This is a genomic window from Streptomyces sp. NRRL F-525 (assembly GCF_000716605.1).
Lineage (GTDB): Bacteria > Actinomycetota > Actinomycetes > Streptomycetales > Streptomycetaceae > Streptomyces.
This window is the reverse complement of record NZ_JNXE01000024.1, coordinates 121,783-134,837: the sequence shown is the minus strand read 5'-3', so window position 1 is coordinate 134,837 and position 13,055 is coordinate 121,783. Positions and strand designations below refer to the sequence as shown.

At 70.1% G+C, this 13,055-nt stretch carries 12 protein-coding genes; 5 read left to right on the top strand and 7 right to left on the bottom strand.

The window, feature by feature from the left end; genetic code table 11:
- Nucleotides 1-7: 7 nt before the first annotated feature.
- Entirely contained in the window at nucleotides 8-700 is a 693-nt protein-coding gene (locus OO69_RS30145) for a response regulator (protein WP_033283984.1), read from the bottom strand.
- 159 nt (nucleotides 701-859) lie between these two features.
- Between OO69_RS30145 and OO69_RS30140 the strand changes: the two genes are divergently transcribed.
- The 3 genes from OO69_RS30140 to OO69_RS30130 all read left to right on the top strand — a co-directional run bounded on the left by OO69_RS30140 (nucleotide 860) and on the right by OO69_RS30130 (nucleotide 3,680).
- The gene (locus OO69_RS30140; RefSeq protein ID WP_033283983.1) at nucleotides 860-1,675 is read left to right on the top strand and encodes an ABC transporter ATP-binding protein; all 816 of its coding nucleotides are present in this window, start codon (nucleotides 860-862) and stop codon (nucleotides 1,673-1,675) included.
- Nucleotides 1,665-2,543, top strand: coding sequence for an ABC transporter permease (locus OO69_RS30135; RefSeq protein ID WP_033283982.1), 879 nt, complete (start codon nucleotides 1,665-1,667; stop codon nucleotides 2,541-2,543). Before OO69_RS30140 ends, OO69_RS30135 begins: the two co-directional genes overlap by 11 nt.
- Before the next feature lie 75 nt (nucleotides 2,544-2,618).
- Nucleotides 2,619-3,680, top strand: coding sequence for an ABC transporter substrate-binding protein (locus OO69_RS30130; RefSeq protein ID WP_033283981.1), 1,062 nt, complete (start codon nucleotides 2,619-2,621; stop codon nucleotides 3,678-3,680).
- A 71-nt stretch (nucleotides 3,681-3,751) separates the two neighbouring features.
- Here OO69_RS30130 and OO69_RS30125 read toward each other — a convergent pair whose 3' ends face one another.
- The 4 genes from OO69_RS30125 to OO69_RS30110 all read right to left on the bottom strand — a co-directional run bounded on the left by OO69_RS30125 (nucleotide 3,752) and on the right by OO69_RS30110 (nucleotide 8,496).
- Nucleotides 3,752-4,432, bottom strand: coding sequence for a response regulator (locus OO69_RS30125; RefSeq protein ID WP_033283980.1), 681 nt, complete (start codon nucleotides 4,430-4,432; stop codon nucleotides 3,752-3,754).
- On the bottom strand, nucleotides 4,429-6,108 hold the full coding sequence (locus OO69_RS30120; RefSeq protein ID WP_078652625.1) for a sensor histidine kinase: 1,680 nt from the start codon (nucleotides 6,106-6,108) through the stop codon (nucleotides 4,429-4,431). The genes OO69_RS30125 and OO69_RS30120 overlap by 4 nt, the downstream gene beginning before the upstream one ends.
- A 138-nt stretch (nucleotides 6,109-6,246) precedes the next feature.
- Nucleotides 6,247-7,185 carry a sucrase ferredoxin gene (locus OO69_RS30115; protein WP_033283978.1) on the bottom strand — a complete coding sequence of 313 codons (939 nt, stop codon included), beginning with the start codon at nucleotides 7,183-7,185 and terminating at the stop codon, nucleotides 6,247-6,249.
- A 54-nt stretch (nucleotides 7,186-7,239) separates the two neighbouring features.
- The gene (locus OO69_RS30110) at nucleotides 7,240-8,496 is read right to left on the bottom strand and encodes a citrate synthase family protein (protein ID WP_033284004.1); all 1,257 of its coding nucleotides are present in this window, start codon (nucleotides 8,494-8,496) and stop codon (nucleotides 7,240-7,242) included.
- A gap of 98 nt (nucleotides 8,497-8,594) precedes the next feature.
- Here OO69_RS30110 and OO69_RS30105 point away from each other — a divergent pair, with 98 nt between their 5' ends.
- Nucleotides 8,595-9,755, top strand: a complete 1,161-nt coding sequence (locus tag OO69_RS30105; protein WP_033283977.1) for a citrate synthase/methylcitrate synthase — start codon at nucleotides 8,595-8,597, stop codon at nucleotides 9,753-9,755.
- Between the two features lie 215 nt (nucleotides 9,756-9,970).
- On the opposite strand, the gene OO69_RS30100 is transcribed toward OO69_RS30105, so the two are convergent.
- Both OO69_RS30100 and OO69_RS30095 read right to left on the bottom strand, forming a co-directional pair.
- Nucleotides 9,971-10,210 (bottom strand): hypothetical protein, encoded by a 240-nt coding sequence (locus OO69_RS30100; protein ID WP_199811057.1) that lies wholly within the window; start codon nucleotides 10,208-10,210, stop codon nucleotides 9,971-9,973.
- 248 nt (nucleotides 10,211-10,458) lie between these two features.
- On the bottom strand, nucleotides 10,459-11,019 hold the full coding sequence (locus OO69_RS30095; protein WP_033283976.1) for a DUF6082 family protein: 561 nt from the start codon (nucleotides 11,017-11,019) through the stop codon (nucleotides 10,459-10,461).
- A 916-nt stretch (nucleotides 11,020-11,935) separates the two neighbouring features.
- Between OO69_RS30095 and OO69_RS30090 the strand changes: the two genes are divergently transcribed.
- Nucleotides 11,936-13,051, top strand: a complete 1,116-nt coding sequence (locus OO69_RS30090) for a CobW family GTP-binding protein (protein ID WP_051801273.1) — start codon at nucleotides 11,936-11,938, stop codon at nucleotides 13,049-13,051.
- Nucleotides 13,052-13,055 lie beyond the last annotated feature (4 nt).

Below are 13,055 nucleotides of genomic sequence, written 5' to 3'. Positions count from 1 at the left end.
CGCGCGGCTACGGCGCCACCCAGGCGTAGCGGTGCTCCGGGCGCCCCGTGTCGCCGTACTTGAGGGAGAGGCGGAGGCGGCCGGCCTGTTCCAGGTGGCGGAGGTAGCGCTGGGCCGTGGAGCGGCTCAGGCCGGTCTCGGCGGCGACCTCGTGGGCCGAGAGCGGGTGGCCGGCGCTGTGCAGGACGCCGCAGATCAGGTCGGTGGTCGGTTCCGAGTGACCGCTGGGCAGGCCGGGGGAGGCCGGCAGGGTCGTCGTGCGCAGGGCGCCGAAGATGCGGTCGACCTGCTCCTGGCCGGCGATACCGCGGCCGCCGACGCGGTCGACGGTGCGGCGCAGGGCGGCGTACGAGTCGAGGCGGGTGCGCAGCGCGGCGAAGGTGAACGGCTTGACCAGGTAGTGCAGGGCGCCGAGGCGCATCGCCCGCTGCACGGTCGTCACATCGCTGGCCGCCGTGATCATGATGACGTCGGTCGTGTGGCCCTGTTGCCTCATGCGGTGGACGAGTTCGAGACCCGTCTGGTCGGGCAGATAGTGGTCGAGCAGCACCAGGTCGATGGTCCCGCGTTCCACGGTGGCCAGCGCCTGGGCGGCGCTGTGCGCGCGGGCGGCGACCCGGAAACCGGGAACCTTCCCCACGTACTTGGCGTTGATCTCGGCGACGCGGAAATCGTCGTCCACGACCATGACGTCAATCATTGGGCCTCTTTCCTCAAGGCCAGGCGAGCGTTAAGCCCGTGTTTCGGCTCCGCAGTTGTAGCGCGAGCAAAACGAGCACAACAGGCTCTTGCGAGCAAAAGAACGGCTTGCGCCCAGAAGACTGCTGCTGTGGTCCGCGCCACATCTACGGTCCCGGCCATGAGCGCAGACACCAGCCCCGCCATCGAGCTGCGGGGCGCGAGCAAGACCTTCAGGACCCCGTCGGGGGGTCTGCACACGGCCGTACAGGGGCTTGATCTCACCGTCGGGCGTGGCGAGTTCGTGGCGGTCGTCGGCCCCACGGGCTGCGGCAAGTCGACCACGCTGACCCTCGTCAGCGGGCTGGAAGAGCCCTCCGAGGGCGATGTGCTGGTGGCCGGGGAGCCGGTCTCCGGCGTCGGCGACAAGGTCGGTTTCGTCTTCCAGCAGGACGCCACCTTCCCCTGGCGTACGGTGCTGTCCAACGTCATGGCGGGCCCGCGCTTCCGCGGTGTACCGAAGGCGGAGGCCAGGGCGAAGGCGCGCGAGTGGCTGGCTCGGGTCGGGCTCTCCGCCTTCGAGGACCGCTATCCGCACCAGCTCTCCGGCGGTATGCGCAAGCGCGTCGCGCTCGCCGCGACCTTCGTCAACGACCCCGAGATCCTGCTCATGGACGAGCCGTTCTCGGCGCTCGACGTGCAGACCAGGGCCCTGATGTCGGACGAACTCCTGGAGCTGTGGGAGGGCACCGGCACTTCGGTCGTCTTCGTCACCCACGACCTGGAGGAGTCCATCGCGCTGGCCGACAGGGTCGTCGTGATGACCGCCGGGCCCGCCACTGTGAAGCAGGTCTTCGACATCGACCTGCCACGGCCCCGCAAGGTCGAATCCGTGCGCCTGGAGCCGCGGTTCATCGAGATCTACCGCGAGATCTGGGAGTCCCTGGGCGAAGAGGTCCGCATCACGCGCGAGAGAGGTGCGGCCAATGTCGCCTGACGTCATGCCCGAGGACAAGGTCGTGCCGACGGTGGTCGAGTCCGGCGCCAAGTCGGACCGCGCGCATTCACGCGCGCGTGCCGCCCGTAAACGCAAGGTCGGCGTCGGAGCGGCCCGCGTGCTGCTCCTGGTCGCCGTGCTCGGCCTGTGGGAATGGCTCTCCCGGGCCAAGGTCATCGATCCGTTCAACTTCTCGATGCCCTCGAAGATCTGGGACCAGATCTACACCTGGGTGATGCACGGGACCGCGCTCGGCTCCCTGGGGGAGCAGATCTGGGCCACACTCCAGGAGGCGCTGCTCGGCTGGGTGATCGGTGTGATCGCCGGTGTCGTGTTCGGTATTGCTTTGGGGCGGATCACCTTGCTCGCCGACATACTTGGTCCATACATCAAGGTGCTCAACTCCATACCGAGGATCGTCCTCGCGCCCATCTTCGTGATCTGGTTCGGACTCGGACCGTCCTCCAAGGTCGCCTCGGCCGTCGTGCTCGTCTTCTTCCCGGTGTTCTTCAACGCCTTCCAAGGCGCCCGCGAGGTCGACCGCAACCTGGTCGCCAACGCCCGCATCCTCGGCGCCAGCGACCGCAGGGTGACCCTCCAGGTGGTCATCCCGTCGGCCACCTCCTGGATCTTCACCAGCCTCCACGTCAGCTTCGGCTTCGCCCTCATCGGCGCGATCGTCGGCGAGTACATCGGCGCCACCAAGGGCATCGGCCTGCTCGTCGCGCAGTCCCAGGGCACCTTCAACGCGGCCGGTGTGTACGCCGCGATGGTGATCCTCGCGGTCGTCGCCCTCGTCGCCGAAGGGCTGCTCACCTTCGCCGAGAACCGCATCTTCCGCTGGAAGCCGTCGAGCTCCGACAGCTGAACGGCCCCTCGCCGCAAGCCCGTCGAAGAGCCCCCTTCCTCCCTGTACCGCACCCTCACAAGGACGTGAACCGCCATGCGCAAGACCGCCAGATACGCCGCCCTGGCCGCCTCGGGCCTGCTCGCCCTCTCCTCGCTCACCGCCTGCGCCAACGACGCGGCCAGCACCGCCTCGACCGGCTCAGGCAGCAAGGGCGACGGCAAGGGCGAGAAGGTCAAGATCATGGTCGGTGGCCTGGACAAGGTCATCTACCTGCCCGCGATGCTCACCCAGCGGCTCGGCTACTTCGACGCCGAGGGCCTCGACGTGGAACTGCTGAGCGAGCCCGCCGGCGTCCAGGCCGAGACCGCGCTCGTCTCCGGGCAGGTCCAGGGAGCCGTCGGCTTCTACGACCACACGCTCGACCTGCAGGTCAAGGGCAAGTCGGTCGAGTCCGTGGTGCAGTTCTCGCAGGCGCCCGGCGAGGTGGAGGTCGTCTCCACCAAGGCGGCGGGGAAGGTCAAGTCGGCCAAGGACTTCAAGGGCAAGAAGCTCGGCGTGACCGGCCTCGGCTCATCCACCGACTTCCTCACCAAGTACCTCGCCGTCAAGAACGGCGTCAATGTCAGCGAGTTCACCCCGGTCGCCGTCGGCGCGGGACCGACCTTCGTCGCGGCGCTCCAACAGGGCTCCATCGACGCCGGGATGACGACCGACCCGACCGTTGCCACGATCCTCGACAAGAAGGCCGGCAAGATCCTCGTCGACATGCGCACGCCCGAGGGCTCGCAGGCGGCGCTGGGCGGACCGTATCCCTCGTCAAGTCTGTACATGCAGACGGACTGGGTGAACGGCCACAAATCAACGGTGCAGAAGATGGTCAATGCATTCGTCAAGACGCTCAAGTGGATGTCCACCCACAGCGCGACGGCGATCGCCGACAAGATGCCCGCCGACTACTCCCAGGGCAACAAGTTCCTCTACGCGACCGCGATCAAGAGCACGCTGCCGATGTTCACCAAGGACGGCGTGATGCCGGCGAACGGCCCGGAGACCGTGGAGAAGGTGCTCAAGGCGTTCAACCCCACCATCAAGAACGCCGATGTGGACCTCGACAAGACGTACACGACCGAGTTCGTGAAGAACGCAACAGGCTGACGGCCGCGCGGTCGGCGTCCGTACAGGGGGAAGGGGTACGGCCCCTTCCCCCGCCCCCACTGGCCGTGCCCTCAGGCGCGGGTCGCCCACACGTAACGGTGTTCCGGGCGGCCCGCGTCGCCGTATTTGAGCGTCAGTCTGGCCCGTCCGGTGCGCTCCAGGAGCTTCAGATAGCGCTGGGCGGTCTGCCGGCTCACCCCTGTGCGGTCGGCGATCTCCTGGGCGGACAGGGGGCTTTGGGCGTTCATCAGGGACTGGCGCACGAGTTCCGCCGTGGTGGGGGAGTGCCCTTTGGGCAGCCCGGGTTCCGAGGGCGCGGACAGGGCGCCGAAGATGCGGTCCACCTCGGCCTGTTCGGCCTCGCCGCCGCCGTCGAGCGTGCGGCGCAGTTCCGCGTACGCCTCCAGCTTGGCGCGCAGGCCCGCGAACGCGAAGGGCTTGACCAGGTACTGCAGCGCGCCCTGCCGCATCGCCGCCTGTACGGTCGTCACGTCCCGGGCCGCCGTCACCATGATCACGTCCGTCTGGAGGCCGCGTCGGCGCATCTCCTGGGCGACCGCCAGGCCCGTCTCGTCGGGCAGGTAGTGGTCCAGGAGGACCAGGTCGAGGCGGGGCAACGTCTCCAACTGGCGCAGCGCCTCAGCCGCGTTGTGAGCCTCGCCGGCCACGTGGAAGCCCGGTACCTTCTCCACGTAAGCCGCGTTGACCTGCGCGACCCGGGTGTCGTCGTCCACGACCAGGACCTCGATCATCGCGACTCCTCCTCGACGGTGTCCCCGGGGGCGGTGAGAGCGGGTTCCAGACCCGGCTCGGTCAGAGCCTCGGTCAGTGCCTCCGGCAGGACGACCGCGAACTCCGCGCCCCCGCCGAACGCCTCCGTCACCACCGCGCTGCCACCCTGCCGTTCGGCGAGCCGACGTACCAAGGAGAGGCCGATCCCGCGCTTGCCGTGGGCCGGGGGCTTCTTCGTGGACCAGCCCTCGGTGAAGATCAACTCCCGTTGTTCCTCCGGGATTCCGGGGCCCGTGTCACGAACCCGGAGCACGGCCGTACGCCCCTCCGTCCGCAACTCGACCTCCACGCGTGCGTGCGGTGTGCCCGCCACGGCGTCGAGCGCGTTGTCCACCAGGTTGCCGACCACCGTGACCAGCCCGCGCGGGTCGATCAACCGGTCCGGCAGCCAGGTCCGGTCGGAGATCCACAGGGCGACGCCCCGCTCGGCCGCGACGGTCGCCTTGCCCACCAACAGGGCGGCGAGCAGCGGGTCCTGGATCTTCTCGGTGACCTGTTCGGCCGTCGCCCGGTGATCGCCGACCACCTCGCCGACGAAGTCCACGGCGTCGTCGTACATCTCCAGTTCGAGCAGCCCCAGGAGTGTGTGCATACGGTTGGCGTGCTCGTGGTCCTGGGCGCGCAGGGCGTCGATCAGGCCGTGCGTCGAGTCCAACTCCCGACCGAGCTGCTCCAGTTCGGTGCGGTCGCGCAGAGTGGCCACGGCGCCGCCGTCGTCGGTGGGCATCCGGTTGGTGACCAGGACCCGCTGGCCGCGCACGGCGAGCAGGTCCGTGCCGGTCACCCGGCCGGCCAGGACGTCGGTCGTGCGTCCCTCGCCGAGCGCCTCGTCCAGGGAGTGGCCGACCGCCTCGTCGCCGATGCCCAGGAGCCGCCGCGCCTCGTCGTTCAGGAGACGTATGCGGCCCGTGCGGTCCAGGGCGACGACGCCCTCCCGGATGCCGTGCAGCATCGCCTCGCGCTCCGAGAGCAGCGCCGAGATGTCCGAGAAGGCCAGGTCCCGGGTCTGCCGCTGGACCCTCCGGGAGATCAGCCAGGCCGCCAGGGCGCCGACGGCGAGAGCGCCCCCGGCGTACGCCAGCAGCCCCGGGATCGCGCTGATCAGCTGCGCGCGGACGCTGTCGTACTTGATGCCCACCGAGACCGCCCCGACGACCGTGCCGTCGGCGTCCCGCAGGGGCACCTTGCCGCGCGCGGAGCGCCCCAGGGTGCCCTTGTCGATCTCCTTGACCTCCTGGCCCGCCAGGGGCTGGCCGGGAGACGTCGAGACGAACCGGCCGATCTCGCTCGGTGTCGTGTGCGACCACCGCATGCCCCGCCAGTCCATCACCACCACGTACTCGGCCTTGGTGGCCTTCCGGATCCGCTCCGCCTCCCGCTGCACGGGTCCGTCCACCGTCGGAGGGGTGTTCTGGATGTCCTTGACGATCCGCGGCTGCTGCGCGGTGGTCTGGGCGATGGCCAGGGCGCGGTTCATCGCCTCCTGGTCCAGCTGCTTGCTCAGCGGCGCCAGGAACAGCCCGGTCGCCAGGACCGCGACTCCCGCGGCGATCGCCAGCTGCATCAGCAGCACCTGCGAGAACACCCGCCGCGGCAGCCCGAGGCGACGGCGGCGTGCGGGGGGAGTGGGGCTCATACCCCTGACGGTACGTGGCGGGGCGGGGGCTGCCCCAGGGGTGTGGCGTGGATCTCTTGACCATTTCTTGGGAAAGGCGGCCTCTAGTAGAGGGCGATTTCCCACGGAAGCCGGTCGGGCTCCCCGGTGCCGGGCGGGTCAGCCCGCCAGTGCTGTCGTCAGCTCGCGCACCGCCACCACGTCCATCCGCGCCGGTGCGCCGAGGACCGACGCCCCGCAGCTCTCCGGGCGGGGCGGGAGCGATGCTCCCTGGGCGACGATCACGCGCCAGTGGCGTCCGTCGGTGTGCGCGACGGTCACCTCCCAGCGCGGTGCGGCGCCGTCCGTCCGTACGACGCTCAGGGCGCCCATCGCGTACTCGCCCGCAGCCGTCCGCACGGCCAGCTCCGCCGCCTGTCCGGGCCGTTCCCAGGCCGAAGCGCCCCGGCAGCCCTCGACGACCACGCGGCCCTCCTGGACGCCCTGGAGGATCTCCTTGATGCCGTGCGCCTGGACCCGCCCGTACGCGTAGCCGTACGGCAGGACGAGCACCGTCGGCGAGAAGCGGTGGCCGCCCAGATGGGTGACCTCCCAGGCGCCCTCGACCCCGGAGGCGGCCAGTTCGGCGGCGAGGGGACGGCCCAAGAGCGCGCAGCAGCGGTCGCGCTTGCCGTTGGTGCAGACGAGCGCGAGCGGGTCACCGGTGTGGGCCCGCCCGCCGAGCGCCGTGCCGAACGAGCGCGGGTCGCCCGCGCCGAGAGCGGCGAAGTCGAGGGCGAGCAGTTGCCCCGGGTCCTCGGTCGTGGCGCTGTGCAGCCATGCGTTTCCGGGAACGGTGTGGGCCGCGTACACCTGGCGCACCCGGGACGGCGCGGGGTCCGCGTGCCGTCCCGGGCGGCGGATGAGCGCGATCCGTACGCCCGTGTCCGCGGCGGCCGCTTCCAGGGCACGCCCCAGTACGGGGTCCAGGTGGCTCGAAGTGAGCGCTTTGGCACCCCAAGGACCGGGCTGTTCCAGCAGCAGCCACGTCGTCGCCGTGGCCGCGGTTCCGGAAATGGGCTCGTCGAGGTCCCGAGAGACGGTCGCGCACGTACTCACAGAGGTGAGCCTAACCTGACTTGACCCAGGGCGACTTCCGGCCGCGCTCGTGTCCTACTCCGGGAGTGGCTGAGGTGGCCTGGGGCCTACGTAGTGACCGCTGGGCCGCATGCGCAGCGGGCGCTCGCCGTACTCCTCCAGGGCGTGCGCGATCCACCCCGCCGTACGGGCGACGGCGAAGACCGTCTCGCCCGCCGTGGAGGGCATCCCGGAGGAGACGGTGAGCACGGCGAGCGCCAGGTCGACGTTGGCGTGCAGTGGGGTGTGCCGGGCGGTGGTGGCGACGATGTCGCGGGCCGCGGCGAGGGCGGGCGCGGCGCCCGGGATCTCCTTCAGGAGGGCGAACAGGGCACGCGCGCGTGGGTCTTCGCCCGGGTAGAGCCGGTGACCGAGTCCGGGGATACGGCGGCCTGCGCGCAGTTCGTCCGCGATCACCGGGGCCGCGTCGCCCTGGTCGAGCACGTCCAGCAGCAGCCGGTGCGCCAGGCCGCTCGCCGCGCCGTGCAAGGGGCCTTCGAGGACCCCCAGGCCGGAGGAGACGGCCGCGTAGGGGTGCGCGCGGGCCGAGGCGGCGACACGCACCGCGAGCGTCGAGGCGGCCAGGTCGTGATCGACGAGCAGCCCAAGTGCCGTGTCGAGGACGTGCAGTGACGCCTCGTCAGCCGGGTGTCCGCTCAGCCGTGCCCACAGGCGGTGGGCCAGCGGACCTCCGTCGCGATGGGCGCGCCGTACCGGCGGCAGGGCCGCTACGAGGGTGGGGATGAGGATGCGCGCGGTACCGAGCACGGCGTCCTCGGACAGGTCGAAGCGCAGCGGGTCCGCGGTCGCCGCCGCGATGGCCGCGACCCTCAACCGGTCGGTGGGGCCGGTGTGTTCGGGCAGCGCGTCCACGGCGCGGCGGGCGACGGTGACAGCCGCCTTGGGTGCGGTGAACGTGATCCCGGGGCGCAGTTCCCCGGTCCACAGCCACTCGGCGATCTCCTCGTAGGAGTGCCGGGCGGCCAGCTCGGTCGCGTCGACGCCCCGGAAGTAGTACCGGTCCTTCTCGATGAGCGTGATCCGGGTCCGTACGGACAGCTCGCCCCCGGAGCCCGGACTCCCGCTGCTCTCCCGCCTGTTGCGCCGGGCGAGTGCCTCCACCTCCTTGGCGTCGAAGGTGCTGCCCCGCCCGCCGGGCTCGCGCCTGCTGCTCAGCTGTCCGCGGCTCACGTACGCGTACACGGTGTCGGGCTTCACGCCGAGCAGTTCGGCGGTCTCCTTGGTGGTCAGCCGTCGCTCGGGGTGGCCGGGAGCGGGCTCTTGATCGCGCATGGAGGCCACGGTATCCACTCCTTGCATATGTTGATTCAATCAATATTGACAGAGATTGAGTCAACCATGGACATTTGAATCAAGTCCAGGGAGGAAACATGTCCATCAACAGGGCCGCTGCCACGCGTATCGAGGTTCCGCGGGGACTCGCGGGCGTCGTCGTCACCGACACCCGAATCGGTGACGTCCGGGGGACCGAGGGCTTCTACCACTACCGCCAGTACTCCGCCGTCGAACTCGCGCAGACCCGCGGCTTCGAGGACGTCTGGCATCTCCTCGCCCAGGGTGAACTGCCGGACGCTGAGCAGAGCGCCGCGTTCGCCGCCGAGACCGCCGCCCTGCGTCGGCTGCCGGACGAGGTGCGGGACGCGTTGCCCGCGGTGGCGGCGGCGAGCGGCACGTCCGGACCGCTGTCCGGGATGCGTACGGCGCTGTCGCTGCTCGGTGCGGCGAAGGGCTTCCGGCCGGTGTACGACATCGACGCGGACGCGCGCCGCCGGGACACCCTCGTGGCGTCCGCGGCCGTACCGACGCTGCTGACCGCGCTGTACCGGCTGGGTCAGGGACTTGATCCCGTCGAGCCGCGCGAGGACCTCTCCTACGCGGCCAACTACCTGTACATGCTGACGGGTTCGGAACCGGACAAGCAGCAGGCCAGGGCGATCGAGCAATACTTGATCTCAACCATTGACCACGGATTCAACGCGTCAACCTTCACCGCGCGGGTCATCGCGTCGACGGGGGCGGATGTGGCGGCCTGCCTGGTCGGGGCCGTAGGCGCGCTCTCGGGTCCGCTGCACGGCGGTGCGCCCAGTCGCGCCCTGGACACCCTGGACGCGATCGGAACCCCGGACCGTATCGACCCCTGGATCCGCGAACGCGTCCTCGCCGGCGACCGCATCATGGGCTTCGGCCACGCCATCTACCGTACGGAGGACCCGCGTTCGCGGATGCTGCGCGAGGTCGCCCAGCAGTTCGGCGGCCCACGGGTCGACTTCGCCGTCGAGGTGGAGCGCCAGGTCGAGAGGATCCTCGCGGAGCTGAAACCGGGGCGCGAACTCCACACCAACGTCGAGTTCTACGCGGGGCTGGTCATGGAACTCTGCGGGCTGCCGCGGGAGATGTTCACTCCTACGTTCGCGGCCGCGCGGGTCGTGGGGTGGAGCGCGAACGTGGTGGAGCAGGCGGAGGACTCGAAGATCATCCGGCCGGTCGCGCGGTATGTGGGGGTGGAGGCGCCGGTGACGGTGCCGAGGTGATGCGGAGGGGCGGGTTCAGCGCCACGGTCGGTGCCGAACCCGCCCCCTGTGCCGGCCTGTGCCGGACGGCGGTCCGCGGCGTCAGGTACGAGGAATGTCCTTACGGGCGCGGATCCGTGTCCCCTGGCTGATGATCACGATGAGTTCGCAGTCGGCTCCACTGCCACGCGGGCTGACCGAATGCTTGGGCGTGCGGAGTGAATCGTCCGCGTCGGCTACACGTCAGGAATGTCGCCCTTGGCCTTGATGAGTGTGTCCCGGGTGATGACGACGATCCGTTCGTACGAGGCTCTCGACGCGTCGGCCGGCAGCTGACCGTCGAGTTTGTCCGTCTGGTCCGTGCCGATCACTGCGAAGTTTCCGTCGGCCAATTCGAAGATGTCAGGGCAGTTGCCCCCGCCCGCGCTCCCCCGGGCGCTGGGAGGTACACCGATCCGACGGATGATCTGACTCACTGTTGATTCCCTCTGGTTCTCACGTCTGAAGAGTCTGCGCACAACGACGGCGGGGTGAAGGCGGTGCCCTGTGGGGTGCGCTCGTCATCCGGCGGCGTGAGCGACGTCTTGTGGAGTCGTTCTACGCGATCAGGCGTGAGTCAACCCCAGTGACGTCTGGGACAACTGGGGACTTGATCTGTTCGTTATGGCCCGAGGGTGTGATTCGAGGAAGGGGCGCCCCCGAAGGCGCGGTGCCGCCCGGACGCTCAGTCGCTGGGCGGGTCCCCCACGACCCACCACTCGTCGCCGTCGGCCTCTTCCAGCTGTCGTAGCAGCTCGTCGACCATCCGACCGAGTTCGGCCTCCTCCGAGCCCTCGGCGAGCGTCGCGCGCTGTCCTTGGGTCGCGTTCCAGTACTCCCTGACGACGGGGTTCTGCACAAGACCGCGGATGAACCCGAAGAACTCGTCGCGGCTGATGTTGCCGATGCGGTAGTAGAACAGCAGATTTGTGTACAGCGCGTTCGCGAAGAGGTACTGGCGTCGTTTCTGCTGGGACGCGGGTACCTCGAAGATGTCCAGGACCTCGGCCAGTTCAGGGCTGTCGATCGCCTTGCTCAGCAGTTGCCAGTGCAGATGCTGCTGGGTGGCCAGATTGGCGTGGTGGTGGCTGTTGGCGACCTGTTTCTCCAGCTGGTCGAGCCGGAGGCGCAGTGCGCGGAGCGTGCGGTGTTGCGCGGCCATGACGGCGAGAGCTCCCGTCACCAGGCCGAGACCGGCTGCCAGGGGCGTGGCGAACCCCCGTGTACCGCGCTTCCGTGTGGCCATGTCAACCCCCGAATCAGGCGGCCGTCCGCCGGTCGTCGGGTGCGGGTCGACTGATGGGGACCGGCGAGCGATGGGCGGCGCTTGCCGTCTCCCAGAGTGCCGAGCGGCTCTGATCGGCTGGGAGGCGGAGAGGAGGCGCACGGAGGGAAGCGAGGGTCGCACGAACCGGCGCCTTCCCCAACGTCTGCCCCGCAAGTGCTGCTAACAATCGTTCACTTCGCGGCGATTCTTCCGGCTCGTATCCTGGGGCGGCATTCAACCTCCGTACGTGTGCCGGACCGCGAGCCGGTGCACGCGTCGGCGTGAAAGAGGTCGCACGTTGAGCCAGCAGAGCCCGAGCGCGAGCCCGAGCCCGAACACCGGTCCGGCACCGGATCCGAGTACGGATCCGAGCCTGCCCACGACCTCGGCTCCGAGCCGGATTCCACCCCAGGCTCCGGCCCCGGGCCCAGCCTCGATTCCGGCCCTGGTCCCGGCTCCGGACCTGATCCCGGCTCCAGTTCCAGCCCCGGGTTCGGCTCCAGTTCAGGCCTCGGCTCCGGACGCGGCTCAGGCTCAGGCCTCGGCTCCGGCTCAGACCCCTGCCCTGGCTCCCGCCCCCGCCTCGGCTCCGGCCCCGGACGCGGCCTCGGCTCCAGTTCAGCCTCCGGCCCCGGCTCAGAGCCCTGCCCTGGCCCCCGCCCTCGCCCCCGCCTCGGCTCCGGCCCCGGCTCCGGTTCAGGCCTCGGCCCAGAGCCCTGTCCCTGTCCCGCCTGTCCCTGCCCCGGCTCAGACCCCGGCCCCGGCCTCGGCTCAGACCCCGGCCCCTGCCCCGGCCCTGACCTCGGCCCCGGCCCTGACCTCGGCCCCGCCCCTGACCTCGGCCCTGACCCCGGCTCCTGCCCAGAGACCCGCCCCCACCCCGGACCCCACCCCGATGCCAACTCCCCAACAGATCCCCGTCCTCGTCCTCGCCGGATTCCTCGGCTCCGGCAAGACGACCCTCCTCAACCACCTCCTGCACCGCAGCGGAGGCAGCCGTATCGGCGCGATCGTCAACGACTTCGGGGCGATCGAGATCGACGCGCTGGCCGTGGCCGGTGCCCTCGGCGACTCGACCGTGTCGCTCGGGAACGGGTGCCTGTGCTGCGCGGTCGACGCCAGTGAACTCGACGTCTACCTGGAGCGGCTCGCCCGGCCCTCCGCCGGTATCGACGTCATCGTCATCGAGGCCAGCGGGCTCGCCGAACCGGAGGAACTGGTGCGCATGTTGCTCGCCAGCGAGCACCCGGGGATCGTCTACGGCGGGCTCGTCGAGGTCGTCGATGCCGCCGAGTTCGACGACACGCGCGCGAAGCACCCCGAGATCGACCGGCATCTCGCCCTCGCCGACCTCGTCGTCGTCAACAAGCTGGACCGGGCGGCCGACGCCCCGCGCGTGCTCGGACTCGTCCGCTCACTCACCGACCGTGCCGCCGTCGTGCCCGCCACCTACGGCCGTGTCGACCCGGAGTTCCTCTTCGACTGCCGCCCGAGCGAGGAGCGCATCGGGCAGCTGACCTTCGACGACCTCCATGAGCCGGACCACGAGCACGAGCATGGTGGTGACGATCACGCCGGGCACCTGCACGACGCGTACGACAGCCTCTCCCACGTCTCCGACGTGCCCCTCGACCCGCGCAGGCTGATGGCGTTCCTCGACAGCAGGCCCGAGGGGCTCTACCGCATCAAGGGGTACGTCGACTTCGGCGCCCACGATCCCCGCAACCGGTACGCCGTGCACGCCGTAGGACGGTTCCTGCGGTTCTATCCCGAGCCCTGGGCCGACGGGGACGCACGGCTCACGCAGCTCGTGCTCATCGGTACCGGTCTTGACATGGCCGCTCTCGGCAAGGAGTTGGAGGCGTGCGCGGACGGCGACGCCCCACTCGCCGACGAGCGCGGCATGTGGGGCGTCCTCCGTTACGTACAAGAACCGGAGCGGGAAGGCGAGTACGAACCCGAAACCGAGCCCGAACTCCAACCCGAGTCGGACCTCGGCCTCGACTACTGACCGG

Bases quoted from the DNA above. Each gene is read 5' to 3' on its own strand.
- OO69_RS30095 (WP_033283976.1), bottom strand. From the start codon at position 11,019: ATGGCCACACGGAAGCGCGGTACACGGGGGTTCGCCACGCCCCTGGCA.
- OO69_RS30140 (WP_033283983.1), top strand. From the start codon at position 860: ATGAGCGCAGACACCAGCCCCGCCATCGAGCTGCGGGGCGCGAGCAAG.
- OO69_RS30135 (WP_033283982.1), top strand. From the start codon at position 1,665: ATGTCGCCTGACGTCATGCCCGAGGACAAGGTCGTGCCGACGGTGGTC.
- OO69_RS30130 (WP_033283981.1), top strand. From the start codon at position 2,619: ATGCGCAAGACCGCCAGATACGCCGCCCTGGCCGCCTCGGGCCTGCTC.
- OO69_RS30105 (WP_033283977.1), top strand. From the start codon at position 8,595: ATGTCCATCAACAGGGCCGCTGCCACGCGTATCGAGGTTCCGCGGGGA.
- OO69_RS30145 (WP_033283984.1), bottom strand. From the start codon at position 700: ATGATTGACGTCATGGTCGTGGACGACGATTTCCGCGTCGCCGAGATC.
- OO69_RS30090 (WP_051801273.1), top strand. From the start codon at position 11,936: ATGCCAACTCCCCAACAGATCCCCGTCCTCGTCCTCGCCGGATTCCTC.
- OO69_RS30125 (WP_033283980.1), bottom strand. From the start codon at position 4,432: ATGATCGAGGTCCTGGTCGTGGACGACGACACCCGGGTCGCGCAGGTC.
- OO69_RS30110 (WP_033284004.1), bottom strand. From the start codon at position 8,496: ATGCGCGATCAAGAGCCCGCTCCCGGCCACCCCGAGCGACGGCTGACC.
- OO69_RS30120 (WP_078652625.1), bottom strand. From the start codon at position 6,108: ATGAGCCCCACTCCCCCCGCACGCCGCCGTCGCCTCGGGCTGCCGCGG.